General features: G+C 67.2%; 25 protein-coding genes. 16 read left to right on the forward strand and 9 right to left on the reverse strand.

The genetic code is table 11. From position 1 onward, the window contains the following. Positions 1 to 323 precede the first annotated feature (323 nt). Entirely contained in the window at positions 324 to 3149 is a 2826-nt protein-coding gene (locus ACFXNW_RS01195; protein ID WP_379414995.1) for an FAD-binding and (Fe-S)-binding domain-containing protein, read from the reverse strand. 118 nt (positions 3150 to 3267) lie between these two features. Between ACFXNW_RS01195 and ACFXNW_RS01200 the strand changes: the two genes are divergently transcribed. After that, positions 3268 to 5148, forward strand: a complete 1881-nt coding sequence (locus tag ACFXNW_RS01200; protein ID WP_379414996.1) for an ABC transporter ATP-binding protein — start codon at positions 3268 to 3270, stop codon at positions 5146 to 5148. 243 nt (positions 5149 to 5391) lie between these two features. Here ACFXNW_RS01200 and ACFXNW_RS01205 read toward each other — a convergent pair whose 3' ends face one another. Beyond that, a complete protein-coding gene (locus ACFXNW_RS01205; RefSeq protein ID WP_379414997.1) occupies positions 5392 to 6384 on the reverse strand; it encodes an oxidoreductase in 993 nt (330 codons plus the stop codon). A 35-nt stretch (positions 6385 to 6419) separates the two neighbouring features. Further along, a complete protein-coding gene (locus ACFXNW_RS01210; RefSeq protein WP_379414999.1) occupies positions 6420 to 7481 on the reverse strand; it encodes a DNA polymerase IV in 1062 nt (353 codons plus the stop codon). A gap of 180 nt (positions 7482 to 7661) precedes the next feature. Between ACFXNW_RS01210 and ACFXNW_RS01215 the strand changes: the two genes are divergently transcribed. The 3 genes from ACFXNW_RS01215 to ACFXNW_RS01225 are packed head-to-tail and all read left to right on the forward strand — an operon-like array spanning position 7662 to position 8668. After that, entirely contained in the window at positions 7662 to 7883 is a 222-nt protein-coding gene (locus ACFXNW_RS01215) for a hypothetical protein (protein WP_379415001.1), read from the forward strand. Then, a complete protein-coding gene (locus ACFXNW_RS01220) occupies positions 7880 to 8200 on the forward strand; it encodes a type II toxin-antitoxin system PemK/MazF family toxin (RefSeq protein WP_379415002.1) in 321 nt (106 codons plus the stop codon). The genes ACFXNW_RS01215 and ACFXNW_RS01220 overlap by 4 nt, the downstream gene beginning before the upstream one ends. A gap of 27 nt (positions 8201 to 8227) precedes the next feature. After that, positions 8228 to 8668, forward strand: coding sequence for a PaaI family thioesterase (locus ACFXNW_RS01225; RefSeq protein ID WP_379415004.1), 441 nt, complete (start codon positions 8228 to 8230; stop codon positions 8666 to 8668). A gap of 1 nt (position 8669) precedes the next feature. Here ACFXNW_RS01225 and ACFXNW_RS01230 read toward each other — a convergent pair whose 3' ends face one another. Further along, positions 8670 to 9548: an alpha/beta fold hydrolase gene (locus ACFXNW_RS01230; protein ID WP_379415006.1), complete on the reverse strand. Its 879-nt coding sequence runs from the start codon at positions 9546 to 9548 to the stop codon at positions 8670 to 8672. Positions 9549 to 9636: 88 nt separating this feature from the next. On the opposite strand from ACFXNW_RS01230, the gene ACFXNW_RS01235 reads away from it, so the two are divergent. Further along, entirely contained in the window at positions 9637 to 11589 is a 1953-nt protein-coding gene (locus tag ACFXNW_RS01235; RefSeq protein ID WP_379415007.1) for a BTAD domain-containing putative transcriptional regulator, read from the forward strand. 106 nt (positions 11590 to 11695) lie between these two features. Here the strand turns inward: ACFXNW_RS01235 and lon are convergent, their stop codons facing one another. Beyond that, positions 11696 to 14140 (reverse strand): endopeptidase La, encoded by a 2445-nt coding sequence (gene lon, locus ACFXNW_RS01240; protein WP_379415008.1) that lies wholly within the window; start codon positions 14138 to 14140, stop codon positions 11696 to 11698. Between the two features lie 187 nt (positions 14141 to 14327). Here lon and ACFXNW_RS01245 point away from each other — a divergent pair, with 187 nt between their 5' ends. Beyond that, on the forward strand, positions 14328 to 15353 hold the full coding sequence (locus ACFXNW_RS01245) for a serine hydrolase (protein ID WP_379415010.1): 1026 nt from the start codon (positions 14328 to 14330) through the stop codon (positions 15351 to 15353). Beyond that, positions 15350 to 15805, forward strand: a complete 456-nt coding sequence (locus ACFXNW_RS01250) for an ArsR/SmtB family transcription factor (protein ID WP_379415012.1) — start codon at positions 15350 to 15352, stop codon at positions 15803 to 15805. The genes ACFXNW_RS01245 and ACFXNW_RS01250 overlap by 4 nt, the downstream gene beginning before the upstream one ends. A gap of 108 nt (positions 15806 to 15913) precedes the next feature. Here the strand turns inward: ACFXNW_RS01250 and ACFXNW_RS01255 are convergent, their stop codons facing one another. Together ACFXNW_RS01255 and ACFXNW_RS01260 are read right to left on the reverse strand one after the other, a co-directional pair. Then, complete coding sequence (locus ACFXNW_RS01255) at positions 15914 to 16201, reverse strand: hypothetical protein (protein WP_379415013.1); 288 nt, start codon at positions 16199 to 16201, stop codon at positions 15914 to 15916. After that, positions 16194 to 16547 (reverse strand): DNA-directed RNA polymerase subunit beta, encoded by a 354-nt coding sequence (locus ACFXNW_RS01260; RefSeq protein WP_379415014.1) that lies wholly within the window; start codon positions 16545 to 16547, stop codon positions 16194 to 16196. Before ACFXNW_RS01260 ends, ACFXNW_RS01255 begins: the two co-directional genes overlap by 8 nt. Before the next feature lie 50 nt (positions 16548 to 16597). On the opposite strand from ACFXNW_RS01260, the gene ACFXNW_RS01265 reads away from it, so the two are divergent. Both ACFXNW_RS01265 and ACFXNW_RS01270 read left to right on the forward strand, forming a co-directional pair. After that, positions 16598 to 17242, forward strand: coding sequence for a DUF397 domain-containing protein (locus ACFXNW_RS01265; protein WP_379415016.1), 645 nt, complete (start codon positions 16598 to 16600; stop codon positions 17240 to 17242). 114 nt (positions 17243 to 17356) lie between these two features. After that, entirely contained in the window at positions 17357 to 17602 is a 246-nt protein-coding gene (locus ACFXNW_RS01270) for a hypothetical protein (protein ID WP_379415018.1), read from the forward strand. Positions 17603 to 17677: 75 nt separating this feature from the next. Here the strand turns inward: ACFXNW_RS01270 and ACFXNW_RS01275 are convergent, their stop codons facing one another. Continuing rightward, positions 17678 to 19033 carry a hypothetical protein gene (locus ACFXNW_RS01275; RefSeq protein ID WP_379415020.1) on the reverse strand — a complete coding sequence of 452 codons (1356 nt, stop codon included), beginning with the start codon at positions 19031 to 19033 and terminating at the stop codon, positions 17678 to 17680. A 403-nt stretch (positions 19034 to 19436) separates the two neighbouring features. On the opposite strand from ACFXNW_RS01275, the gene ACFXNW_RS01280 reads away from it, so the two are divergent. The 5 genes from ACFXNW_RS01280 to ACFXNW_RS01300 all read left to right on the forward strand — a co-directional run bounded on the left by ACFXNW_RS01280 (position 19437) and on the right by ACFXNW_RS01300 (position 23943). Further along, on the forward strand, positions 19437 to 20228 hold the full coding sequence (locus ACFXNW_RS01280) for a TIGR03084 family metal-binding protein (protein ID WP_379415021.1): 792 nt from the start codon (positions 19437 to 19439) through the stop codon (positions 20226 to 20228). Between the two features lie 341 nt (positions 20229 to 20569). Further along, entirely contained in the window at positions 20570 to 21301 is a 732-nt protein-coding gene (locus ACFXNW_RS01285; protein WP_379415022.1) for a hypothetical protein, read from the forward strand. Positions 21302 to 21542: 241 nt separating this feature from the next. After that, positions 21543 to 22751 (forward strand): L-2-hydroxyglutarate oxidase, encoded by a 1209-nt coding sequence (gene lhgO / locus ACFXNW_RS01290; RefSeq protein WP_379415023.1) that lies wholly within the window; start codon positions 21543 to 21545, stop codon positions 22749 to 22751. Positions 22752 to 22844: 93 nt separating this feature from the next. Then, complete coding sequence (locus tag ACFXNW_RS01295; RefSeq protein WP_379415024.1) at positions 22845 to 23315, forward strand: SRPBCC family protein; 471 nt, start codon at positions 22845 to 22847, stop codon at positions 23313 to 23315. Positions 23316 to 23325: 10 nt separating this feature from the next. Continuing rightward, complete coding sequence (locus ACFXNW_RS01300; RefSeq protein WP_379415025.1) at positions 23326 to 23943, forward strand: ribonuclease H; 618 nt, start codon at positions 23326 to 23328, stop codon at positions 23941 to 23943. A 405-nt stretch (positions 23944 to 24348) separates the two neighbouring features. Here ACFXNW_RS01300 and ACFXNW_RS01305 read toward each other — a convergent pair whose 3' ends face one another. Next, entirely contained in the window at positions 24349 to 25104 is a 756-nt protein-coding gene (locus ACFXNW_RS01305) for a helix-turn-helix transcriptional regulator (RefSeq protein WP_379415027.1), read from the reverse strand. 178 nt (positions 25105 to 25282) lie between these two features. Between ACFXNW_RS01305 and ACFXNW_RS01310 the strand changes: the two genes are divergently transcribed. Both ACFXNW_RS01310 and ACFXNW_RS01315 read left to right on the forward strand, forming a co-directional pair. Next, positions 25283 to 25558 (forward strand): hypothetical protein, encoded by a 276-nt coding sequence (locus ACFXNW_RS01310; protein WP_379415028.1) that lies wholly within the window; start codon positions 25283 to 25285, stop codon positions 25556 to 25558. Continuing rightward, positions 25555 to 25791, forward strand: coding sequence for a hypothetical protein (locus tag ACFXNW_RS01315; RefSeq protein WP_379415029.1), 237 nt, complete (start codon positions 25555 to 25557; stop codon positions 25789 to 25791). Before ACFXNW_RS01310 ends, ACFXNW_RS01315 begins: the two co-directional genes overlap by 4 nt. Positions 25792 to 26119 lie beyond the last annotated feature (328 nt).

Genomic DNA, 26119 nt, shown 5'->3' on the forward strand with positions numbered 1-26119 from the left:
AGGCATGATTGCCTGCGGCATGGGTAGCCCGCCCGCCCTCATCACATTCAGATGTCGGCGTTCCCGCAGGTAGAGGCCGGTTTGTAACAGATTCGGAATATCGGACGATATGAACCCGAATTGGCAAACAGCTGGCAGTCGCCACTACGGAGGTTTTCGACAATGATCACCAACGCGCTCAACTGGTTACTCAGTGCTTGGGGTGGAGTTTCCGCGGGCAGCTCGGGCTACCAGATCCCGCCGGGCACCCTGCCCTTCGGCAGCTGAGCTTTGTACTGACGCTTTCGCGGTGGCGGGCCCACGAACCCGACACCGCGAAAGCGTCAGTCGCCCAGCAGGAACTGGGCCAGATGCCTGCTCCGACGCCCGGCCAGCTGCGTGGCCTGGGTGCGGCAGGAGAAGCCGTCGGCGATCAAGATCGAATCCTCGCCCGCGCGTTCCAGGGCCGGTAGCAGTCCGTTTTGTGCCACCGCGACCGAAATGTCGTAATGGTCCTTTTGCATTCCGAAGTTTCCGGCCAGACCACAGCATCCGGTGATTTCTGTCACCTCGATACCCATTCTGGCTAATATCCGGCGATCGGCGTCGAAGCCGAGAACCGCGTGCTGGTGACAATGCGGCTGCACCACCACCGTCTGCCCGGAGCGATCCGGCGGCGTCCAGTCCGGATGTTCGGCCAGAAATTCCGCGAGTGTGCGCACCGCCACGGCCGTCGGCGCGGCGCGTGCATCATCGGGCAGAAGTTCCGGCAGGTCGGCACGTAGAGCGGCGGTGCAGGACGGTTCGAGGCCGACCACGACGCCGCCGGCACGGACATGCTCGTCGAGAGCGTCCAGCGTCGCGCGCAGTCGCGCTCGGGCGCCGTCGAGTTGACCGGTGCTGATCCAGGTCAGCCCACAGCAGACCCGTGTGCCCGGGATGCGGACGCGGTAGCCGAGCGTCTCCAGCAGCCGCACCGCAGCCAGCGCGATCTCGGGATCGAAGGCGTCGGTGAAGGTGTCGACCCAGAGCATCACCTCGGAAGCATCCGCCGGGGATTCGCGCGGTCGCGTGTCCCGCCAGATCCGGCGAAAACTCCGCGGCGCCAGCGGCGGCACCTCGCGGCGCGGATCCATCCCACCGGCGCGCAGGCCGAGACGACGCAGCGGCACGATCGCGGCGGCGGCATTGACCAGCCGTGGCACACGGCCTGCCAGCGCGAGCCACCGCGGCAACCTACCCAGCGTGTAGTGATCGATCGGCCGTGGACGGTGCCGGTACCGGCGATACAGGGCCTCGGATTTATAGGTGGCGATATCGACACCGGCCGGGCAATCCGAACGGCAGGCCCGGCACGACAGACACAGGTCCAGCGATTCCGCCACGGCAGGCGACGACCACGGCAGTGCACCACGCACCACCTCCTGCAAGACCCGGGCGCGGCCACGCGTGCTGTCCTTCTCATCGGCGGTCGCCAGGTAGGACGGGCACATGAAGCCACCTGCGGTCCTGGTGTCGGCGCGGCACTTTCCGACGCCGACGCAGCGGTGCACGGCCGTGCCGAGATCACCGCCGTCGTGCGGATAAGAAAAGCCGCCGGCGGACGGAGCCAGGGCGGCGGCATCGGCGCCTACTGTGACCAGCGGCAGTCCGGTCAGGCGCAGATCGCGGTCGACCGGGGCGGGATCGACCAGGACTCCCGGGTTCAGCACACCGTCCGCATCGAACAGTGCCTTGAATCCGGCAAAGGCTTCCAAGACCGCAGGGGAGTACATCAGGGGGAGCAGTTCCGAGCGGGCGCGGCCGTCGCCGTGTTCGCCGGACAGCGACCCGCCGTAGCGCACCACCAACTCGGCGGCATCGAACAGAAAGGCCCGGAACCGTTGTGGTGCATCGGCAATCGGCAGATCCAGCCGCACATGGATGCAGCCGTCGCCGATATGGCCGTACAGCAGCCCGTCGACCCGGTGCTCGGCAGTGAGTTCGGCGAAATCACGCAGGTAGGCGCCGAGGTGTTGCGGCGGGACGGCGGCGTCCTCCCACCCGGGCCAGGCCGGTTGCCCGTCGGGGGTGCGGCCCGCAAGACCCGCGCCGTCGGCGCGGATACGCCAGAGCGCGGCGGTGGCAGCGGGGTCGGTGACGATCGTGGTGTCGAGGGCGCCTGCCGATCGGCACAGCGTCATCGCGGCCGCGTAGGCCTGTTCCGGTGTCTCACCCGCGAGTTCGACGAACAGCCAGCCGTTGCCGCAGGGCAGGTCGGGCACAGTGCCGCGGTGCGCGCGGACAATATCGACCAGCCGGGCGTCGATACCTTCCACCGCGATCGGCGCGCATGCGGTGACGGCGGCGATATCGTCGGCGGCGGTGGCCATATCGGGATATCCGAGCACGACGAGGACTGTCGCCGACGGCACCGGCACCAGCTCGACTGTCGCCTCCAGCAGCAGACCGCAGGTGCCTTCGGTGCCGACGAACGCCTTGGCGACCGACGAACCACGTTCGGGCAATAGATGTTCCAGCCCGTAGCCGGAGGCCTGCCGATCGAAGCGGCCGAGATCGGTGCGCAGGACGGCCAGTGCGTCCCTGGTGAATTCGGGTAGGCCGGGTACGGCGGTCACGTCGTCGGCAAGTCGACGTTCGGTGCAGGTGCCGTCGATGACGCTCAGCTCACGCACGGTATCGGAGGTGCGCCCCCAGGCCAGGGCATGCGGGCCGCAGGCATTGTTGCCGATCATGCCGCCGAGGGTGCAGCGGTTCTGGGTCGATGGGTCGGGGCCGAAGCGCAATCCGTGTGCGGCAGCCCGGCGTTGCAAAACCGACAGCACGAGGCCCGGTTGCACCCGGACGGTCCGGTGATCGGGGTCCAGCTCCAGCACGGCGTCCATATACCTGCTGAAGTCCAGCACGATGCCGGGCCCGATGGCGTTGCCCGCCACCGACGTTCCCGCACCACGCGCCGTGATCGGGATGCCCTCGGCCCGGCCGAACTCCAGCACCGCCGCGACGTCAGCGTCGTTGCGCGGGAAAACCACCGCAGTCGGCAACACCCGATAGTTGGACGCGTCGGAGGAGTATTCGGCGCGCCGCCGATCCGATATGTCGACCTCACCGCCGATCCGCGGGCGCAATGCCCGCGCCAGCCGAACTCGCCGTCCGTGCTCGTCGGTCACGCAGTCCACCCTATGCCGCGCGAAAAGCCGCGAAGAAACAACTTGCTCTCAACCTTTGTTGAGGTCTTAGTGTCGGTGGCCTGAGGTTGACTGGCGGGGAGCGGAAGGACGTGTCGAGGTGAGCATCGAATCGGTGGCCTGGAACCAGATGTATCGGCGGATGAACGCGCCCGATGAACAGCGGCCGTTCAGCATGGCGACGGCGCGGCGGATTCTACGATTCGCGACGCCACACAAGCGGCGACTGAGCGCGTTCCTGCTGTTCAGTGTGGTGTCGGCGCTGCTGGCGGTGGCGACGCCGCTGCTGGCCGGACGGGTGGTCAACGGCATCGTCGACGGTGCGGCGCCGCGGGTGGTGATCACCCTGGCCGTGGCTATCGGTGGGCTCGCGATCTTCGATGCCGCGCTCGGGCTGGCCATCCGCTGGCTGTCCGCGCGCATCGGGGAGGGCCTGATCCTGGATCTGCGCACCGCCGTCTTCGATCACGTGCAGAAGATGCCCATCGCCTTCTTCACCCGTACCCGCACCGGCGCACTGGTCAGCCGGTTGAACAACGATGTGATCGGCGCGCAGCGCGCCTTCAGCGACACCCTCTCCGGGGTGGTCGCCAATCTGGTGACGGTCGTGCTCACGCTGGTCGTGATGATCCAACTGTCCTGGCAGATCACCGTGCTCGCCCTGCTGCTGCTGCCGGTGTTCGTGGTCCCGGCGCGGCGGATGGGCGACCGGCTCGCCGATATCCAGCGCGAGGCCGCCGGGCTGAACTCGGCCATGAGTACCCAGATGACCGAACGCTTCTCCGCGCCGGGCGCGACGCTGGTCAAGCTGTTCGGCCGCCCGCATCAGGAATCCGACGAGTTCGCGCTGCGCGCCCGGCGGGTGCGCGATATCGGGGTGCGCACGGCAATGCTGCAAACCGTCTTCGTCACCTCGCTGACGCTGGTGTCGGCGCTGGCGATCGCGCTGGTCTACGGGCTGGGCGGCTGGTACGCGCTGGTCGGCCGGCTGGACGCGGGCGCGGTGGTCGCACTGTCACTGCTGCTGACCCGCCTGTACTCGCCGCTGACGGCGCTGGCCAGCGCGCGGATGGAGATCATGTCGGCACTGGTGAGCTTCGAGCGCGTATTCGAGGTGCTCGACCTGAAGCCGCTGATCGAGGACGCGCCCAATGCCGTCCCCGTGCCGGACGGCCCGGTCGCGGTCGAGCTGGACGGTGTGCGGTTTGGGTACCCGTCGGCGGACAAGGTGTCGCTGGCCTCGCTGGAAGAAGTCGCGACACTCGACACCCGTGGCGGGGTCGAGGTGCTGCACGGTATTTCGCTGCGGGCCGAACCCGGGCAAGTGGTGGCGCTGGTCGGTTCGTCGGGGGCAGGCAAGTCGACCATCGCCCAGCTGGTCTCGCGCCTGTACGACGTGGACGGCGGCGCGGTCCGGCTCAACGGCACCGATGTGCGCGACCTGAGCACCCGCTCGATCCAGCAGACCGTCGGCCTGGTCACCCAGGACGGGCACCTGTTCCACGACACCATCCGCGCCAACCTGCTGCTGGCCCGGCCGGAGGCGGCCGAGGCCGAGCTGTGGGATGCGCTGGAGCGGGCTCGGCTGCGCGATCTGGTCGCGTCCTTGGCCGACGGCCTGGATACGGTCGTCGGCGAACGCGGCTACCGGCTCTCCGGCGGTGAACGTCAGCGGCTGACCATCGCCCGGCTGCTGCTCAAGCAACCGCGCGTGGTGATCCTCGACGAAGCAACCGCTTCACTGGATTCCACCTCGGAGGCCGCGGTCCAGGAGGCGCTGACCGAAGCACTGGAGGGTCGCACCGCGCTCGTCATCGCGCACCGGCTGTCCACGGTTCGCGCCGCCGACCTGATCGTGGTGCTCGAAGACGGGCGCATCGTGGAACGCGGTACGCATCCGCAGCTGCTTGCCGCGGGTGGACGGTATGCGGAGCTGTACCGGACCCAGTTCGCCGAGGAACCCGCGCCAGTCGCCGCCTAACCCGGTCAAGGGCCGGAGGCGGCAGCGGAGCATCACCGTGCAGGCCCTCCGGGACAGGCTCCCGCACTGACCGGCTGAACGTGCGCAGGCCCACCGAACGCCACGGCGCTTTCGGTGAGCGAGTGGACTATGACCCGACCGCGAGCACGTTGTCGCCGTGACCTGGCCCGACGTCGTCGATCAGCCGACGTGGAGATGTCCGGCCCCGATACCCTCCGAGCGGTACCGGGGCCGGATCTGCGCTCAGAACTCGCCGGCTACGCCGAAGACCGTCCGGCCCGAGTGGGTGCCGTCCTTGATGGAGCGCAGCACCCGCTCGGCGTCGGTGATCGGGGCGAAGTTCTCGATATCGGACAGGTGGCGCGGACGCAGTTCGTTGGCCATCCGGGTCCACAGCGCACGACGGTTGTCGATGGGGTGGTTGACCGAGTCGATGCCGAGCAGCGCGACATTGCGCAGGATGAACGGCATGACCGTGGTCGGCACGTCGGTGCCGCCGGTGAGCCCGCTGGCCGCGACGGCGCCGCCGTAGCCGATCGCGCTCAGCACATAGGCAAGCGAAGCGCCGCCGACACTGTCCACCGCGCCGGCCCAGCGCGCCTTGGACAGCGGACGCACCTTCGCATCCGGTTCGGGCAGCCTGCCGATCACCTCGTTGGCGCCGAGTTCGGCCAGGTGGTCGGCGGCGCCGGCCTTGCCGGTCGAGGCGATGACCTCGTAGCCGAGTCCGGACAGGATGTCGATGGCGACGCTGCCGACACCGCCGGTCGCACCGGTCACCAGGATGGCGCCGTCATCGGGGGTGAGGCCGCGGTCGAGCAGGGCCTGCACGCTCAACGCCGCGGTGAACCCGGCGGTGCCGAGCGCGGCGGCGTCGCGGGTGGACAGACCGTCCAGCTTCACCACCCATTCGGCGGGCACCCTGGCGTATTCGGCGAAACCGCCGTTGTGCGAGACGCCGATCTCGTAGCCGTGGGCCACCACCTGATCGCCGGGGGCGAAGTCGTCGGATTCGGACTCGACGACCTCGCCGGTGATATCAATGCCGGGGACGATCGGATAGTTACGCACCACACCGCCGCCAGGGGTGATCGCGAGCCCGTCTTTGAAGTTGGCGCTCGAGTAGTGCACCTTGATCGTCACCGCACCCGGTCCGAGGAAATCCGCCCCGACCTCCTGTCGCGCGAGCACGACGGCGTTGTCCGATTCGTGTGCCACCATCGCCCAGAATTCCATGTGCCCGAGCATACGAGCGTGACCTGCCCGCGAGGTCAGACCGGCACCAATTCGAGCCGCACCCCGAGCAGCCGGACCGGCCGATCCAGTTCGAAGCGGTCGATGATGCGCAGCGCCGTCTCGATAATGGCGACGCGGTCGGTGGTCGGTTCGGGAAGTTTGGCCTGCTTGCTGCGGGTATAGAAGGTATTGGTGCGCACGGTGACCGACACCCGGAGGGTGACGCGGCCCGCGGCCGACATCTCATCGGCCACCTCGCCCGCCAGCCGCTCGACCTGGGCGCGGATCTCCTCACGTTCGGTGAGATCGTGCGGGAAGGTTTCGGATTTGCTGCGGCCCACGGGAATCCGCGGTTCGGTGACGACATCGGTATCGCCTGCGCCTTTGCCGAGCACCCACAGGTAGGGGCCGGTGTTCGGGCCGAACGCGCCAGCGAGGCGGTGCCGATCCGAAGCCATCAAATCGCCGACGGTATTGATGTCGAGCTCGGCCAGCCGGGCGGCGATCCGGTTGCCGATACCCCAGAGCGCGCTGGTCGGGCGGTGCGCCATCACCTCGGTCCAGTTTGCGGCGGTCAGCCGGAACATGCCCGCCGCGGCGCCCGCGCCCGGTTGCGCGGAATCCTTGCCGGAGGATTTGGCGAAACCGGTGGCGAGCTTGGCGGTGAGCTTGTTGTCGCCGAGGCCGACTGAGCAGGTCAGGTCCAGTTCGGCGATGGCGACGCGGATCTCGCGGGCCAGCGCCTCCGGGTCGTCGGTGTCGGCGGCGAGGAACGCCTCGTCCCAGCCCCACACCTCCACCGGGCCGAAGGTCCGCAATACGGCCATGACCTCGTCGGAGGCCTCCTCGTAGGTGGCCATGTCCAGCGGCATGAATATCGCGTCCGGACATTTGCGGGCCGCGGTGCGCAACGCCATGCCCGCCCGCACTCCGTAGGCGCGCGCCGGATAAGAGGCGCAGGTGACCACCTTGCGCGGCTCCTGCGGGTCACCGTGCCCGCCGACGATCACCGGTTGTCCGCGCAGTTCCGGATGACGACGGAACTCCACCGCCGCCTGAAATTGGTCGAGATCGACATGCAACAGCCACCTGGGCATATGTCCGTCTTACCGCATCGCGGGCTCGCGCGAACCGGACCTCGCCGCATCGGCCACGTCGTACGGTACGAGTGACACCAGCGAGGGGTCGACTCGATGCCGCCATCGACCTCAGATCCCGCCCGAGCAGCGGATGCCCACACAAGAGCCACGTATTACAAACCGTATTACACTAGTGGCATGGGAGCGCTCAACGTACGAACCGACGAAGCAATGGAAACCGCGCTACGTGCGCTGGCCGGTGAACATCGGACTCGGTCGGAGGCGGTCCGGTACGCACTGCTGCGCACATACAAGGAGTTGCTGCTGGAGCAGGCCACCGAGGATGCGGAGCGACTCGACACCGATCAGGACGACCGCGCCGAAATGCTGGCAATCCAGCGATTCATGGGTATGGAGTGATATTTCGGGGCGCAATCTACGAGATCAAAGCACTCCCCAGCGCCCGCGGACACGAGCAACAAGGCCGACGCTATTGCGTCGTGATCCAATCGGATCGTTTCGCCTCCAGCACTGTGATCGTCGCCATGACCTCGACCAGCGCGGGGCCCGCGATCTTCCGGCCCGAAATCGAGTTCGACGGCACGAAGACCCGGATCCTCGCCGACCAGATCTACACCGTTTCCCCCGATCGACTCGGTCAATTCAAGGGCTCCCTGGAAGGGTCGGAGCTGTCCGATCTCGACCGAGCGCTCATGCTGAAACTCGGCTTGCTGTAACCACTGCCGCCCTCAGGAGAACCACAGATGACCACCCCCGAACTCGATATCGAGCAAGCACGGCAGGTGCTGGCTGCGCAGCCGTTTGCGCAGCTGGTCGGGACGGAGCTGACGGCGTTCGGGGGTGGGGCGGCGACGTTGGTGATCGCGTTGCGGGAGGAGTTGGGGCAGCAGTTCGGGTTCGTGCACGGTGGGGTGCTGGCGTATGCGGCCGACAATGCGATCACGTTCGCGGCAGGGACGGTGCTCGGGGCGAATGTGCTGACGGGTGGATTTTCGGTGACCTATCTGCGGCCGGCGAGCGGGAAGCTGCTGCGGGCCGAGGCGAAGGTCACCGGATCGACGCGGCGGCAGGCGGTGGTCAGCTGCGAGATCTATGCCGAAGGCGATGACGGTGCGGCGATGCTGTGCGCGGTCGCGCAGGGCACCACCCGCACCGTCGACCGGGAGCTGGGTAACGGCGGCTGAGCTATCTGGCGAGCAGTTCGCGCAATGCGCGGGTGATCTCGCCCGGCGCTTCTTCGGCCATGAAATGGCCGGCGTCGAGCGTGGTGTGGTCGAGGTCGACGGCCCAGTTCTGCCACAGGTCTGCCGCGTCGAAGCCGAGTGCGGTGCCCCAGTCCTGCTGAATGACAGTGACCGGCATTGTCAGCCTGTTGCCTGCCGCCCGATCCTTGCGGTCGTGCTCGATATCCACACCTGCGGAGGCACGGTAGTCCGCGACGATCGACGGCACGGCCTCGCGCGAGGCGCGCAGATACTCGGCACGCACGTCGGCGGGGATGGCGGTCGCGTCACGGGTCCAGGCGTCGAGGAAGTAGCCGAAGAACGCGTCCGCGCTGCCCGCGATCATCTGCTCGGGCAGACCGGCGGGCTGCGCCATCAGATACAGGTGGAACGCGACGGCCGCATCGGCGCCGTGCAGCACCTCCCACATGTCGAGGGTGGGCAGGACGTCCAGCGAGGCGAGGTGGCTGATGCGGCCGGGGTGGTCGAGTCCGGCGCGGATGGCCACCAGCGCACCACGGTCGTGGCCGGACAGTGCGAACCGCTCGAAACCGAGCGCTTCGGCGAGGGTGACGATATCGGCGGCCATGGTCCGCTTCGAGTACACGTCACGGTCGAGGTCGGCGGGTTTGTCGCTCGCGCCGTAACCACGCAGATCGGGGCAGATGACGGTGTGCTGAGCGGCGAGGTCGGTGGCCACATGCCGCCACATCAGATGCGTCTGCGGGAATCCGTGCAGCAGCACGATCGGGCTGCCCGAACCACCGACGGCGACATTCAGGCCGACCCCGTCGGCGACAGTCACGCGGCGGTAGTCGAATCCGGGGATCGTCGAGGTCATCTGGGGTTTCTCCTTCGTCGGTTCGCTGACGGCATCCAGCGTGGCGTGGCCCGATGAGCATCGAATGAGTGCGCTATACCGTGAGGGCGTGACTGTCTCGTTCGGCGTGCTCGGGCCTGTGCTCGCCTGGGGCGCCGACGGCGGCCGCGTCGATCTGAAAGGTCCCAGGCACCGGGCGGTACTGGCGCGGCTGCTCGTCGCCCGAGGGCGGGTGGTGCCGGTGGAGGTCATCGTCGACGATCTGTGGGACCGCCCGGCCGACGGTGCCAAAGCTGCCGTCCGGACCTTCGTCGCCGCATTGCGTCGAGCACTCGAACCGGACCGCCCGGCCCGCGCCGCTGCCCGGTTGCTGGTCACCGAGGGCACCGGGTACGCGATTCGGGCCGACCGGCACACTGTCGACGCGTGGCGTTTCGAGCAGGCGCTCCACGATGCAGCCGATCTCGCACCCGCCCGCGCCCTTGCCTCGCTGACCGAAGCCCTCGGCTGGTGGCGTGGTCCGGCCTACGCGGAGTTCGCCGATATGGCTTGGGCTCGAGCAGAATCCGCGCGATTGGAGGAATTGCGGCTCACGGCCGTCGAACGGCAGGCGCAGGCCCGTCTCACCCTCGGTCGCGCCGCCGATGCGGTGGCGGATCTGGATGCCATGGTCAGCACCCATCCGTGGCGGGAGGAAGGGTGGCGGCTGCTCGCGCTGGCCCTGTACCGCTGCGGACGTCAGGCCGACGCACTCGCGGTATTACGCAGGGCCCGTGGCATTCTCGTCGATGAGCTCGGCCTCGAGCCCGGCCCGCGGCTGGCTGCCACCGAGTCCGGCATCCTGCGCCACGACACCCGGCTCGACGACGCTGCCGACCGTATGTGGGCCGAGGCCACCGCTGCCTACGACCGCACCGTCGCCGGTGGCGCCACCGCCAGGCTCGAATCGACCGTCGGGCTGCTGCGCAGTCTCGCGATGACCGGCAGCGGAGGCCTCGCCGCCGCCCGAGCACAGCGCCTCGACACTGTGACCGCGGCCGAACAACTCGACGATCCGTTGCTCGCCGCGCGCATCATCGGCAGCTATGATGTGCCGGGGATCTGGGCCCGTTCCGATGATCCCGCCCAGGCAGCGCAGATCGCCGCTGCGGCCGAACGCACGCTCACCCGGCTACCGGAGGACGCGTCCGCAGGCATGAGGGCCCGACTGCTGACGATCATCGCCGTCGAATCGCGCGGAATACGCAGTAGTCGTGGCTTCGACACCGCTCGCACCGCGACCGAAATCGCTCGCGCACTGGATGATCCGGCGTTGCTCGCGTTCGCGTTGGACGGCCTGTTCCTACAGACCTGCCACCGCGCCGGCCTTGCTCACGAACGCGACGAGATCGGCCGGGAATTGGTGGAATTGTCCCGCCGCCACGACCTGGTGCCGTTCGAGGTCCTCGGCCATCTTGTTCGCATGCAGGCACGCAGCGCTTTCGGTGATTTCGACCGGGCCGATACCCACGCCGATGCCGCCGACCAGCTCGGCATCCGCAATGAGCGACCGCTGGTCGCGGTGTTCACCGGCTGGTATCGCGCCATGCGAACCGCCGCGACCGGCGCGCCGATCGATATCGCCGAATCGGGTTATCGCGCAGTCGCACAACGGTACGAGGACTGCGGTATGCCAGGATTCGAGCAGGGTGTGCTGCCGTTGGCGCTGCTGTGCCTGCGGGTATGGCACGGTGCGCCTGCGGATTTCGCGTCCGATACTGACTGGGGACCATACGAGCCGTGGGCGCGACCGCTACTGCTGCTCGCCGAGGGCCGACGCGAGGAAGCCTCCGCCGCCCTGCAACGAACCCCTGAACCCCCACCGGATCTGCTGCTGGAAGCGCTGTGGTGCCTCATCGCCCGCGCCGCGATCGAGCTAGATGATCATCCGGCCGTGGCGCGCGCCCGGGTCCGATTGGCATCCGCCGCAGGGGAACTCGCAGGTGCGGGCAGCGGGATCCTCACGGCCGGACCCGTCGATGAGTATCTCGCCGAACTCGACAACGCGCTGTCGCAGAGATAGGCCTCGCACCAACTCCGAACAGCCGAACGAGCTGTGCCCATGAATCAGGACACAGCTCGTTCGGTCTTCCGGCACGGCCGCGACCACGTCGCGGCCCTTGCATCGATCAGGCAGTAGCCGCCAATGCCCGACCATCCAGCGCCGGTTCGACAACCGGTTCGATGGCGTAGGCCAGGATGTCGGCCACATCGGTGACGGGCCGGACGTCCAGTGCGGCGAGCACTTCGGCAGGGACGTCGTCCAGGTCCGGCTCGTTGCGGGCCGGGATGAACACCGTCTTCAGGCCTGCCCGTTGTGCGGCGAGCAGCTTCTGCTTGACGCCGCCGATGGGCAGCACCCGGCCGTTCAACGTGACCTCACCGGTCATGCCGACATCCGAGCGCACCTGCCTGCCCAGCGCCAAGGAGACCAGTGCGGTCACCATGGTGACGCCGGCCGACGGACCGTCCTTGGGCACCGCGCCCGCCGGAAAGTGCACGTGGATATTGCGATCCAGCACCGATGGTTCGATGCCGATCTCCGCCAGGTGCGACCGCACGTAGGTCAGCGCGATCTGCGCGGATTCCTTCATAACGTCACCCAGCTGACCGGTCAGGGTCAGCGCGCGCTCACCGTCGACGGCGTTGGTTTCGATGTAGAGCACATCGCCGCCGAGGCCGGTCACCGCCAGTCCGGTCGCCACACCGGGGACGGCGGTGCGTTCCACCGAGTCCGGGGTGAACCGTGGACGGCCGAGGTAGTCCTTCAGATCGCCGACACCGATGGTCAGCGAACCGCCGAAACGCACTGTGGCCGACTCTGTTTCGATCAGCACATCGTCGTAGCCGAGTTCGGCGTCATAACCGAGGCCGATCGACGACACGGAGTCCGCGATCGCGGAACCGCCCTCCGACAGATTGGTGGCCGCCTTGCGCAATGCCTTGGCGATCAGCCGCTCCATCTGCCGGACACCGGCTTCCCTGGTGTAGTTCGCCGCGATCTCGCGCAGCGCCGCATCGGTGATGGTGACCTCCTCGGCGGTCAGCGCATTACGTTCCAGCTGGCGCGGAACCAGGAAGTCGCGGGCGATGGCGACCTTGTCGTCCTCGGTGTAGCCGTCGACGGTGATCAGCTCCATCCGGTCCAGCAGCGGGCCGGGGATGGTCTCCATGACATTGGCCGTAGCGATGAACAGCACATCGGACAGGTCAAGGTCCAGATCCAGGTAGTGATCGCGGAAGGTGTGGTTCTGCGCCGGGTCGAGCACCTCGAGCAGCGCCGCGGCCGGGTCGCCGCGGAAATCGGAGCCGACCTTGTCGATCTCGTCCAGCAGCACCACCGGATTCATCGATCCGGCTTCCTTCATGGCGCGCACGATCCGGCCGGGCAGCGCACCGACGTAGGTGCGCCGGTGCCCGCGGATCTCGGCCTCGTCGCGCACACCGCCGAGCGCGACACGCACGAACTTGCGGCCGAGCGACCTGGCGACACTCTCACCCAGCGACGTCTTACCGACACCGGGCGGGCCGACCAGGACCAGCACCGCGCCGGACCCGCGGCCACCCACGACCTCCAGACCACGCGAGGCCCGCCGCGAGCGCACCGCCAGGTATTCGACCATCCGGTCCTTGACCTCGTCCAGGCCGTGATGGTCGGCGTCGAGTACGGCGCGGGCGGCCGAAACATCGGTGCTGTCGGTGGTCTTCACCGTCCACGGCAGCTCCAGCACGGTGTCGAGCCAGGTGCGGATCCAACCCGATTCCGGGCTCTGATCGCTGGCCCGCTCGAGCCGTCCGACCTCACGCAACGCGGCCTCGCGCACCGAATCGGGCAGGTCGGCCTGCTCCACGCGGGTGCGGTAGTCGTCGGCGCCATCAGGCTCGTCCTCGCCGAGTTCCTTGCGGATGGCGTTGAGCTGCTGGCGCAGCAGGAATTCGCGCTGGCTCTTCTCCATGCCCTCGCGGACGTCTTCGCTGATCTTCTCCGAGACCTCGGTCTCGGCGATATGCGCCTTCGTCCATTCGATCAGCGTGGCCAGCCGCTTGGCGGGCTCGGGAGTTTCCAGCAGTTCCCGCTTCTGTTCGATGCTCAGGTACGGGGCGTAGCCTGCGGTATCGGCGATCGCGGACGGCTCGCTGAGCTGGTTCACCGCGTCGATGACCTGCCAGGCCTCGCGGCGTTGCAGCACCGAGACGACCAGCTTCTTGTATTCGGCGGCGAGTTCCTTGGTCCGGCCGTCGGCGGGGGTGTCGTCGACCGGTTCGGCCTCCACCCATAGCGCGGCCCCCGGACCGGTGACGCCGTGACCGATCTTGGCGCGCCGTTCGGCCTTCAACACCGCGGCCGGTGCACCGCCACGCATCCGACCGACCTGTTCGATGGTGGCCACGACACCGTAGGCGGCGTAACCCTCATCGAGCCGGGGCGCGACCAGGACCTGATCCTTGTTCGCGGCGCGCGCGGCGTCGATGGCCGCCTGCGCCGATTCGTCGAGTTCGATGGGCACGACCATGCCCGGCAGCACGATCGGATCGGTCAGGAACAGCACCGGCAAGTTCTGAGCTGTAGTCACTTTTTCGACCCTTTCAAAGTTGAGCGATGCCTACTCAACCCCGAGGTATTCGGGTTTGTTCCAGCCGAGTGGCGACGTTCACTCACAGCGAAGTGGAGCCATTCGGCCGACTCGACAACGTCCCCACCTGCCGCTATCGTTGCGATAGATCGTTATTACGGAATTACGGAATTCAGGAGAAGCTGTGGTGCGTAGGTTGGCGATGGTCGTGGCCGCGGTGATTCCGCTGCTCGCGGGATGCTCGAGCCAAGGAGCCGCCGAACAGTCGTGCGCTCCGGTACCGGCGGCAGGCGTCGCGTCCGCAGAGGAATGGCTGGGCCGGATACACGCGGATCCGGACAACATCGCTCTCGCGATCGACGACGGGCAGGGGCACACCATCGAACGCCGCGCCGATGACGAGCAGCCCATCGCCTCGGCGATAAAGGTGGTACCGCTGGCGGCATACGCCCGCGCTGTCGCGGCAGGCACGCTCGACCCACACGAACCGGTGCCCGTCAGTGACTGGGAACGCTGGTATATGCCCGGGACCGACGGCGGCGCTCATCCAGCGGCACGTGCTCGCCTCACCGGAGAGACGGTCACGCTCGACCAGCTGGTGAGCGCGATGATCCGGGAAAGCGACAACGCCGCTCCCGACTACCTGCGCGACCGCCTCGGCGACCAGGCGCTGATCGATGCGGCAGCAGCCGGTGGGTGGCACGACTACACCCCGAGCACCAAGCTCGGGGAGATGATCCGCCTGCTCGATCCCGGTAGCGACGACGAGTGGGCACTGGCCCAGCGTTACGCGAGCGACGCCGACTACCGCGCGACCATCCAGTCGAAGACGATGCCGCCGTTGGACATTCAAATGGCATGGGCCGAAACGACCACCACGGGATCGGCCCGGCAGTTGGCGTCGATGCATCGCGCCATCGCGACCGGCAACTTCGGCCCGGGCACCGAGGTGGCACGCGCCCAGTTGGAATGGCAGCAACCGCCCGCCGGATTCGCCGCGATCGGCTTCAAGGGCGGCTCCTTTCCCGGCGTCCTGAGCGACGCCATCTACCTGCGCCGCGCCGACGGCACCGTCGCGACCGCCGTCCTGCTCAACCGCCGCATGCCCGCAGACACCTGGGCGTCCGCGCTCGAGACACTGAGCGAGCAGGAGGTGCTGGTCAGGGCCATGGCGGAACCGCAGATGTGGCGCCGGTTAGCATGCGCCACATGACCGATGTCGCTGCCAAACTGGCCGAGCTGGAGGCTCGGATCGAGGCGCTGGAAGGTCAGCGCCCCACCGAGGACTCCGCGCACGGCTATATCGACTACAGCGGCAACGTCGATTTCGGCGCCGGCCCCATCAACTGGTCGATCCGCTACAGCGCCGCCGCCGTCCCGCAACTCCCCACTCAGGCCCGCGTCGACGTCCTCGCAGCCCTGGGCCATCCCGTCCGCCGAGCCCTGGTCGAAACCCTGCTCGACGGGCCGCGCACCGGCGCCGAACTGGCAGAAGCGGTTTCACTCACCTCCGCAGGCCAGCTCTACCACCACATCCGCGCCCTGACCTCGGCGAAAGTTATCGAGCAGCACACCCGCGGGGCTTATCGGATCCCTGCGGAGAAGGTCGTTCCGCTGCTGGTCATGATGACCGCAGCCGCCGATATCGGCGAGGTGTTGCGGTAGTCCGGGTCGACACCGCAGGCTGCGCGGTCGAATCGGGGTCGCTGGACAACACACGACGTTCGGATGCCGACCATTCAGCGCGACATATTTTCGTCGGGCGTACGCGAGTTAGGGGCACACCTCCCAGACCGTGCCGGTTTCGTATCGGTCCCGAGGGCGGCCGGGATGGTCAGCGCGGTCGTCGACGACGCGGATCCCTGACCAGCAGCAGACCCCGGGACGCAGGCCCTCATGTGAACCGAGTTTGCCGCCGATCAACGGCACCCAGGTGAGGCAGAACCGTGAGGGACAGGCCACTGCGATCAGGGTGTTCGTAGCGTCATCGAATCGTCCGACGCCACAGTGCGACAGCTTGATCCAAGGCTCCTTGCTCGGATCGGAATTCGGATCAGACACCGATGCCTCCCCTGCAGGCGCGGATCGAGGCAACGATCGACATGCCCGATGGCCGGAACGGTGAACGAGGCGGCTCGATCCAGCGGCGAAACCGTGCGCCTTGATCGGTCGGGCTCGGCAGGGCAATAGTGCCGCCGAGGCGAACCACAGAGACGTTGTGCCGGAACATCTCCGCGAAGAACGGCGTCTCATCGGGCAGGTCCGGACGGATCAACAGCGTCCATCGGTTCGACCGCACATGCGACATGATCGGACCGAGGCTCTCACCCCGCCGCTGCAGGTCACCCTTGACCCGTAAACCCAGCTCGCCGGGCATCATCATGCCCCAGACATGGTCGGCCTTCATGACGATCCGACCGATCTCGGGATATCCGGGCCATGTGCGAGCTGTACGGCATGCCGGAGGAGCTGATCGAAGCCATGCTCGGACTGGCCAAACAGGCCGGCGTGAAGAGCTGGTGGCATCAGTACGGGGACCTCATCCCCAAGGATTTCGATGTGTACGTCGGATTGGAAGCTGCTGCGGCGAAGCTGACTTCGTATCAACCGGAGTTGATACCGGGATTGCTGCAGACGCCGGAATACGATCGCGAGCTGGTCCGCCGAATCTGGCCGCACGATAGCGCGGAGGAGGTCGAGAAGCGGGTCCAAATCAAGGCGCAGCGCCAGCACATCGTCACAAGGCGACGACGTCCGGTGATACTCGATGTCGTAGTCAGTGAAGCGGCGCTCCGCCGGGTTGTCGGGAGCCCATCGATCATGGCTAAGCAGCTACGTCACCTCGCGGACATGTCCACGAGGGAGAATGTCTCGGTCAGGGTTCTCCCGTTCGACGCCGGATTTCCGGCAGGGGTGTCGATGCCTCCGTTCGTTGTGCTCGACTTCGACGAAACCCCGGCCGGTGTTGAGACCGAACCCTCCGACCACGTAGGCGTCCGCGACTCCAAAAACCCCACCGCCCCCGCCTTGATCTTCACCCCAAATTCCTGGGACTCCTTCACCACCACCATCACCCCCGCAGTAGCGCCGAGCGGCACCTGAGGCGGGCGACACGCCGTCGCGAGCTGCCTCAGGTACCGCTCGCCGATGCTGTTCTGACTGGATGGGGGCACTCGTGTCATTTGCCGGCCGTACCATCAGCGCCGTAGCTATGCGGTGTGCCGGGAGCTGTGGCCAGGAATCAACATTGCCTGTACTTCGCGGCCGCTTGCACTCGACGACTACGTCAACAGCATTGGTGATATCGACCGAGTAATCACGATGCTGGTCGGCGAAATCCAGCGGGCGTGGGTCTATCCGGCAAACGGCTGGGCCATCTCCGTGGAAGTTCCGGATGAGGTGCGTGCAGCCTATCGACGGCTGGTCGAAGCGGGCTTCGATGGCCGTCTACTGCCCGAATGAGCCATGGCCCGATATGCGGGCACTGCGCCGCGCCGGGTCGCTTGGCAGTGGTCGAAGTGTGGACGATCGGCCGATCTACCAGCCGAACAACAACAGGTGCACCCCGCCGACGAGCACGCCGAGCAGACCGCCGTGCACATACAGCAGCCAGGCGTCCTGTTCGACGGAGGCGTAGAACATCTCCATGAACTCGCCCGGTGTCAGTTGTTTGAGTTTGCGGGCGGCGAACTCGTCGATCTTCTTGGCCTGTTCCTCGGTGAATTCGGCGTCCTGCACCATCGTCGGGGCGAGGCCGACCGCGGCGCCCGCCGCGCCGACCTTGAGGTTGTCGAACTGACGACGACCGAAGGCCGCGCGCACCATCGAGGTGGTGCGGCCGAGCTGGCGGTGGATCTCATCGGAGATCAGCCGCTCCAGCAGCTGACGGGTCTTGTCGCCGTTGGGGCCCTCGAGCAGTTCCTTGGACAGGTTGGGCAGGGTGAGCACCTGGTAGGCCAGGATATGGGCCAGATCGACCGCCGCCTGCGGCTGGCGTTTCGCCAGCAGCGCCTGCCGCCACAGGTACTTGTAGCGCGGCTGTGGTTCACCGGGCTCGAACACCATCTTGATCGCGATCAAGTTGACCAGCACGCCGATGCCCGCCGACACCAGCAACACGATCACCCACGCGGGTACCCAGCCGAGCACCGGGATGCTGCTGTGCACATGCAGATACAGCGCCAGCAGCAGGCCGAACGGTGCGCCGAGCAGACCGATCCGGACCATGAACTTCAGCTCGGGTGCAGCGATCGTGGTGGTCAGGTCCTCGAGGATGATCGGATTTTCCTGCAGGTACCGGATGACGAAACCCTTGACGTCGATCAGCTGGTCGACGTTGTCGCCGAGGGATTCGAAGGCCCGGCGGCACAGAGTCGGCAGTTCCCGATCGACCCGCTGATAGACCAGCTGCTTCATCGCCCGCGGCAGCGAACCCCACAGTTCCGGATTCTCCCGGTACATCACATCGTCGACGATCGACTGAACCTGCTTATGCGCCATCTCGGCGACATAGTCGGCGATCCCGTCGAGATCGAGTTCGTGGATGAAGTCGCGTGGGCTGCCGATCCGCATCAGCGCCTTGTCGACGCAGATGCTGGCCATTTTCTCCGCGCGAGCCGGGATGAACCCTTGGAACCCGAACCGGGAACCGTCCTCGGAGAACACCGGCAGCACCTGCACCCGGCGCGGCAGATAGGGATAGAGCACCTTCAGACCGGGGACCCGGACACCGCGGAACTGCAGCGGCCAGAACAACATGAGCACGCCGGTCCAGTTGGTCAGCCAACCCGCGATTCCGGCGAAGATCGGGAAGCTGATCAGGTCGACGACGAACTTCGACTGCCCGGTCATCTGCTCCCAGTCGATGAACACACCGGATGCGAGTGTGATCACGCGGGCTCTCCCTAGGCCGGCCGGTACGAATGCCCGGAATGGTTGTCTGAGACATCGAATGAGACTCGAGGTCCCAACATTCTCATTGCCCCGTAGAGGTGTCAACGATTCGGGGGTCATCGCCTTTCGCGCCCGAGAACCTGCTCGTTCGAGACCGCTTCGCCCCTGCCCACGGGTAGGGTCGCGACGCCACGACCAGGGCGCTGTTGATCGAGATCGCGCCGCGCGTACCGGCCGCGGCGCGGTACGCAAAGGGTATCGCCAGCAACGGCCGAAACGCGGTATCGCGAACCGGTCTAAATACAAGCACGCATGCTTGCTTCTTTTATTCGGAGCTGCGATGCTGAAGCGCGACGTCACATCCTGTGGCAGTCGGCAATGACGACGCGGGGCAAGGAAAACCATGGCTGACCTCGAAGGATTGCTCGGCGATCTGGCCGATGAGAGCAACGACCTGGAACAACTCGTCGCCCCGCTGACCGCCGAGCAGTGGGGTACGCAGACCCCGGCGCAGGGCTGGTCGATCGCGCATCAGATCGGGCATCTGGCCTGGACCGATGAGATCGCGACGATCTCGGCGAGCGATGGTGAGCGGTTCGCGAAGCTGGTCGCCGAGGCCGGGCCGCGGGTGCTGACATTTGTCGACGAAGCCGCCGAGGAAGCCGCGGCCGAAGAGCCCGCGCAGCTGTTGCAGCGGTGGCGGCGCAGCCGGGTCGAGCTGGCCGACGCACTGCGTGCGGTGCCCGAGGGCACCAAGGTGCCGTGGTTCGGTCCGCCGATGAGCGCGGCGTCGATGGTCACCGCGCGCACCATGGAGACCTGGGCGCATGGGCAGGATGTGGCGGACGCGCTGGGCGTCATCCGCACGCCGACCGCCCGCTTGCGGACTGTGGCGCATATCGGCGCGCGGACCAGGAACTTCGCCTATGTTGTGCGCGGCAAGCAGGCACCGGCCGAGGAGTTCCGGATCGAACTCACCGCGCCGGACGGGAGCCTGTGGACCTGGGGTCCGGAAGATTCCGCGCAGCGCGTCACCGGTCCCGCACTGGATTTCTGCCTGCTGGTCACCCAGCGCAGGCATCGGGACGATCTGGCGCTGATGGCGGTGGGCGCGGATGCGGCCGAATGGCTGACGATCGCGCAGGCGTTCGCCGGTCCGAGCGGGGAGGGTCGCGCCGCGGGCCAGTTCGCCTGATCCGGCCGGCCCGCGCCACTACGCAAAGCGGGCGAGCGCCAGTCTTGGGTGCGTCGTGACTGAGGTCGGACGTCGTTGGCCGGGTGTCTCGACATGGCAGTCGAGAATGACGCTCGCCAGCAAGCTGGGAATACCCGGCCCTCAGGGGCTCGAAACCTCCTCGACGCGGACGGTTCACCACCGCGTCACGTAAGCGCGGCGATCACCCATAGACCCTGTGATGCTGCTCTCAGCAATGCGGCACGCCAACCTTTCACACCGTAACCTGGACGAGCGTACGGCTTTCAACGATGCGGGCCGTCGACCCCAGGGAAACCAGGGCGGAGGGAAAGGAACGCATCGTGTCAGTATTCGAGTCTGCCCAGATCGTTCGTCATGCCGCGATCGTGCTCGCAGGCGCGGCCAGCCTCAGTCTCACCGTTGTCTCCGGCGCCTACATCGCCACGAACATGCCCAACCTCGAGCGTCCCGGACAGCTCGCCGCGCCTTCGGCGCCGATCATCCGGGACGGATCGCCGCATATCAGTCCTGTGCATCGCAACGGAACAGTTCTGCGCAGCGACGGCTCCGGTCAAGCCGCCGTTTACCGTGACCGGCCCGTCGTCGCCCCCGAGGACTTCGCTGATCCCACCATCACCGCGCGCGCCGAATCCCGCCCCGCAGACCCCACTGGCGTCGGCGGCCGCGTCGGTCTCGGCACCACCTACGTCGGCGCCCGGGTCGCACCGGTGCACACCAATACCGTCTCCATCACCGTCGACACCAACGCACTGACGGTGCTGAGTGGATTCCTGATGTCGGAGCCGGTCCGCGAACGACTCGGGGTGTCGACCGATCCGGCAGGCGTGACCCAGATGCGTACCGATGTCGACACTCGCCGCGGCGAGGTGACGTTGGTGTTCTCCGATCCGACGCTGGGCGAGCATGCGCTGGAGCTGGACCGGAATCCGGCGCCGGGCGATGCTGGTCGGCCTGAGGCCGGCGTCGCGGACTCCGGTGCACAGGCCACCGATGGCGGCCGGCCCGTCGCACCGGTGGTTCCTGCGACCGGAAGTGACGTCGTCACAGCCTGATTCACGATCCGCTGCTGTGCACCCAGCGCGCATGAGGTGATCTGGCCGGACAGGCAGACCGCGACAGTGCCCGAACTGCCACTTGGCTCGCAGCCATCCATACGTGAACCGATGTCGACCATCACCAGCCGGGCCGCGGACCGATCGCGCAGCGTGGAGGGTGCGCCGCATATCGTGCTCTCCATGCGGACAACGACCCCCGGACACATCTCCCCGTCACGCGCGCCCCGCGACTGACCCCATGTACGACTTCTGCGTAATCGGTGGCGGCATCGTCGGCGTAGCCACCGCCTACCGGATCCTCCAACGGCATCCGGGTGCGAGTCTGGTGCTGCTGGAGAAGGCCGATGCGCTCGCGACCCATCAGACCGGGCACAACAGTGGCGTCATCCATTCGGGCATCTACTATCCGCCCGGCAGCTTGAAGGCGACACTGTGCAGGCGGGGCGCCCGCGCGACGAAGGAGTTCGCCTCCGCGCACGGGATCGCATTCGAGGAATGCGGCAAGCTGCTGGTGGCCACCGACGCCGCCGAACACGCCAGGATGCTCGCTCTGTACGAGCGGTCGACGGTGAACGGGGTCGATGTCGAGTTGATCGACGCCGCGGAGCTTGCCCGGCGCGAACCGCGGATCAGCGGGGTCGGTGCGCTGTTCGTCCCGGACACCGGCATCGTCGATTACCGCCAGGTCACCGCGGCATTGGCCGATGAGGTCCGTGCCGCCGGTGGTGAGATCGTGCTCGGCGCGCAGATCGATGCCGTCACCGAAACCGATACCGGAGTCACCGCCGCGGGCCCGTCGGGCAGCTGGGCCGCACGCGCACTGGTCGTGTGTGCCGGATTGCAGGCCGATCGGATGGCCAGGCTGGCGGGCCTGCGCATCGATACCCGGATCGTGCCGTTCCGTGGCGAGTACTACCAACTGCCCGCCTCGCGCGCCGGGCTGGTCCGCACGCTGATCTATCCGATCCCGGATCCGGAGCTGCCATTTCTCGGTGTGCACCTGAGCCCGACCATCGATGGAGATCTCACCGTCGGCCCTAACGCTGTGCTCGGGTTGGCCAGGGAGGGCTACCGCAAGGGGAGCGTCGACCTGCGGGACGCCCGCGAGGTACTCGGCTACCCGGGTTTCCACCGGGTGGCCAAGGCCAATGTCCGCACCGGGCTGCGGGAGCTGCGCAATTCGCTGTTCAAGCGGGGCTACCTGGCCGAATGCCGCCGCTACTGCCCGGAGCTGACCATGGATGATCTCCGGCCACGTGAGGCGGGCATTCGGGCCCAGGCCGTCGCTCGCGATGGCACACTGATCCACGATTTCCTGGTCGAACGGACACCGCGGATGGTGCACGTGCTCAACGCGCCGTCGCCGGCGGCGACCTCGGCGTTGCCGATCGCCGACCACATCGTCGATCAGCTCCGGATACCCGGCGACCAAGCAACCGGTCGGTAGCAATCTGGCAATCCCGCTGGCCAAATTTGGCCACAACCCTCGAATAAAGAGGAATGCTGTAGTACTTTTGTCGGAGCCGTGGAGGGAGGGCCCATGGGCCGCATCAGATATGCCAGTGACGTCGGCGCCCCCGTCGAGGTCGCTTTCACCTACACGGACAACCATCTGTTCGTACCGGACTGGATGTTCGGCGTCGCCGAGTTCGAACCCAGCGGAGACATCGACTGCGGGCTCGGCGCTCGCTACCACACCTGCGCCCGACTCGCCCTGCTTCGCACCACGCTCACCTGCGAGATCACCGAGTACCGACGCAACGTCGTGATCGGGTATACGCTGCGTGGACGCTTATCCGGCACTCTGACACTGCGATTCGATCCCCTCGGCTACGGCCGCTCGGTGCTCACCTCGGAAGTCGAGTACACACCGCCGCGCGGGATCACCGGGCGCATGCTCGCTCATCCCATCGAATCCGGTGTCCGCTCGGCACTGCGCCGCACGGAGTCCCGGTTACGAAGGGAGATAGAGCAATTCCACGGTACCGATCTTGTCGGGCGGATTGCGTAGGGTGCGAGGCATGATCATCGTGAGCACCGACGGATCCTGCCTGCGCAATCCCGGCGGCGCCATCGGCTGGGCATGGGTCAACCATCAGGGCCCCGCCGACAGCGGGGGAGCCGCGTCGGGCACGAATCAGATCGCGGAGCTACGCGCCCTGCTGGAGGCGATCCTCGCCCACCCCGGCGACGAGCCACTACTGATCGAAAGCGATTCGCTCTACGCCATCAAATGCGCCTCGGAGTGGATCGCGGGCTGGCGGCGCAACGGCTGGCGCACCTCCAGCGGCGCCGCCGTCAAGAACGCCGAGCTCATCCAGCAGATCGATCGGGCCATCGCCTCCCGGCCGGGCCCGGTCCGGTTCCGCTGGGTGCGCGGACACGTCGGCAACTACTTCAACGAGCAGGCCGATACGCTCGCCGGTCAGGCGGCCCGGCGGGTCGCCGCGGACCCCTCGACCGCCGATCCGGCACCCGTCGATCGCGCCACCGTCGAGCCGGCGACCGTCGAGATCCCGGCGATGCGCGCCACGATCCCCGCACCCGCTCGCCCGGACAAGCCCCTGCGAAACGAAAAGCCGGCCGCCTCACGAAAAACCGCGAAGCAGCCGGCCGCTGGGGCACTGACGCTGTTCTGAGCGCCGTACCGACCACCTGAATAGACCTCCGGCGGTGGTGGCTCGACCCACCGCCGGGGGTCGCTTTACCAGCAGAAATAGGTCACCACCTGCGGTTATAGCCGTTCGGCACATCACTAGAAATCACGCAAAATCAGCGTGTCTCTCGACAGGTTGTGCCCAAAATGTGCCCACAGATGAGGCTCCACCGCCCTGGCCGTAAGCACGTCCTTACGGCCGGGGGTGTGCAGGTCTCGCACACCCCCGAGCCGCGGGGGCCGACCTCATCGCGCCCGCCTGCGCGTGGGCCGAACTGTTGCCGCCAGAGCAACGGTTGGTCGCGGGCAAAGGGTGTCAGTCTGGCGGACACCCTTTGCACCCTGATTCGGAATCAACCAACCCCGCCGGGCAGCTGCCCCGCGGACCTCAATCCACCGCCGGGGGTCGTTGGTAGGCGTCAATGGTGGCCTTGCCGGTGCTCGGGTCCTGCAACACCAGCTCCCACGGGCCGGAGTTGATTTCGAAGTCTTTGCCGAACCCGATCCACTTGCCTGCCATCCGGTTGCCCGTCGGGTCGGCGAGTAGCTGCACGGCACCGTGGTAGCGGGCGCCGCGGTAGTAGCCATCGACCGCGGTCCGCTCGGCCCAAGTCCCGGTTGCGACGTTGCCGTCCAGGGTCAGATCCATTTCGATGACCGACGGCGACGAGCCTGGCAGACTACGCACTGTGATCTGTGCACCGTGGTGCAGCACCACCGCATAGTGCGCGACCGTGAATGTCGAGTCCCGGCCGCTCGAGTAGTACTCGTACCGACTCAACCACACCCCGGAGTAGTCCCCGGCGATCCGCGCCGCAGCGGTAGGCGCCGGGCCGCTCGGGCCATCGGGTGGCGCACCGATCGCGGACTCGACGTCGTGGCTGTTGTCGTCGAGCCCGCCGACGGCGCGGCCCATCCGCACCGCACCGAATCCGAGCGACTCGATGGGCAGCTTCATGACGCGCTCGAGGGCTTGCGCGTGGCTGGGCCGCGGGTGGGTGGTGGTCCCGGATTCCCAACGTTGCACCAGACGTTTGGTCGCGCTGGCGCATCCGGCGTCGCGTAGGGCGCGGGCGAGGTCGTCTTGTGACATGAGACGGGCCGTGCGCGCGGCCCGTAGTGCCGTGTTCGGTGTGGTCCGCATGCCTGCCACGGTAGCTCTAATGACGCCTAAATGTCGCCTCATATAGGTGCGCATTGACGCCCGTTCCGTCGTCGTGTGGGCACACGGCCCAGCGGCAGAGTTGACCCAACCCCCGGCGCCGGGTGGCCGCGATCCCCGGCGCCGGGCGGCACCCAACACCTATAGCGCAGGGGGTTCGATGTCGGACTATGTTGCCGCGTTCGCTGTGGCTGGCGCCGTCGCGGTGCTGCTCGCCGGACTGATCTACGCGCTGCCCTACATGCTCGCGCGTGACGACGATCCCCCTGCGCCAGCATCGGCCGGCCGAATGTGCGTCCAGGACGCGCACGAGATCATGCAGGACCATCGCCGGTGCAGCATCGCGGGATGCCCGGACAAGCGCGACGCATACCGGACTCTCGTCGACGCCCGCGTGATCGTCCCGGACGCGCGCGCCGAGCGGTACATGCAGTGACCGACCCGGACGAGCCGCAGAGCTGGGTCCAGTGGCATGACGGGACATGGGCGCCGGTCTACGCCGACGGATGGACGGGCGATCCCGTTTCACTAGCCGATGTACTCGAGGCGAGCTCGGGCAGCGGGTCACTGGGCAGCGAGCCCGAACAGGGCGCGCTCGGCGTCCCCATCATCGACGTTGATCCGGTGTCGGTGGTCGACCACCAGGAGGCCGACGAAACGTCACCGTGACAGGACCAGCGCATGTCTGGCGGTTTTTTGGGGAGGGCGCCGAGACTCAGCCCGGGCAGTCGGCAATCTCTCCCCGGGATTCTTTTCCACGCGGGGGCGGGGTTGGGACTTTTTTCGTGGGGAGAGATTGCCGACTGCCCGGCTGAGTCCCTACCCGATCCAGAAAGAATCGGCCCGATGTCCCCGGATATGCGCCTATGCCCTCCAGACCGCAATCTGGAGGGCATTTCGGCGCGCTGGTCGGGTCACTGTCGGCGGTAGGCTCGCCAACTCTCCGGCCATAGCTCCCGGGCGAGGCCCGCTATGACTCCTCGGCGGGTGACCTTGA

The sequence above is a fragment of the Nocardia sp. NPDC059180 genome, from assembly GCF_042754945.1.
GTDB lineage: Bacteria > Actinomycetota > Actinomycetes > Mycobacteriales > Mycobacteriaceae > Nocardia.

What these genes read in the sequence shown, in the direction of transcription:
- ACFXNW_RS01205 (WP_379414997.1), bottom strand. Translation starts at nt 6,384, where the DNA reads ATGGAATTCTGGGCGATGGTGGCACACGAATCGGACAACGCCGTCGTG.
- ACFXNW_RS01210 (WP_379414999.1), bottom strand. Translation starts at nt 7,481, where the DNA reads ATGCCCAGGTGGCTGTTGCATGTCGATCTCGACCAATTTCAGGCGGCG.
- ACFXNW_RS01215 (WP_379415001.1), top strand. Translation starts at nt 7,662, where the DNA reads ATGGGAGCGCTCAACGTACGAACCGACGAAGCAATGGAAACCGCGCTA.
- ACFXNW_RS01225 (WP_379415004.1), top strand. Translation starts at nt 8,228, where the DNA reads ATGACCACCCCCGAACTCGATATCGAGCAAGCACGGCAGGTGCTGGCT.
- ACFXNW_RS01230 (WP_379415006.1), bottom strand. Translation starts at nt 9,548, where the DNA reads ATGACCTCGACGATCCCCGGATTCGACTACCGCCGCGTGACTGTCGCC.
- ACFXNW_RS01250 (WP_379415012.1), top strand. Translation starts at nt 15,350, where the DNA reads ATGACCGATGTCGCTGCCAAACTGGCCGAGCTGGAGGCTCGGATCGAG.
- ACFXNW_RS01260 (WP_379415014.1), bottom strand. Translation starts at nt 16,547, where the DNA reads ATGAAGGCCGACCATGTCTGGGGCATGATGATGCCCGGCGAGCTGGGT.
- ACFXNW_RS01265 (WP_379415016.1), top strand. Translation starts at nt 16,598, where the DNA reads ATGCCGGAGGAGCTGATCGAAGCCATGCTCGGACTGGCCAAACAGGCC.
- ACFXNW_RS01280 (WP_379415021.1), top strand. Translation starts at nt 19,437, where the DNA reads ATGGCTGACCTCGAAGGATTGCTCGGCGATCTGGCCGATGAGAGCAAC.
- lhgO (WP_379415023.1), top strand. Translation starts at nt 21,543, where the DNA reads ATGTACGACTTCTGCGTAATCGGTGGCGGCATCGTCGGCGTAGCCACC.
- ACFXNW_RS01295 (WP_379415024.1), top strand. Translation starts at nt 22,845, where the DNA reads ATGGGCCGCATCAGATATGCCAGTGACGTCGGCGCCCCCGTCGAGGTC.
- ACFXNW_RS01300 (WP_379415025.1), top strand. Translation starts at nt 23,326, where the DNA reads ATGATCATCGTGAGCACCGACGGATCCTGCCTGCGCAATCCCGGCGGC.
- ACFXNW_RS01305 (WP_379415027.1), bottom strand. Translation starts at nt 25,104, where the DNA reads ATGCGGACCACACCGAACACGGCACTACGGGCCGCGCGCACGGCCCGT.
- ACFXNW_RS01310 (WP_379415028.1), top strand. Translation starts at nt 25,283, where the DNA reads ATGTCGGACTATGTTGCCGCGTTCGCTGTGGCTGGCGCCGTCGCGGTG.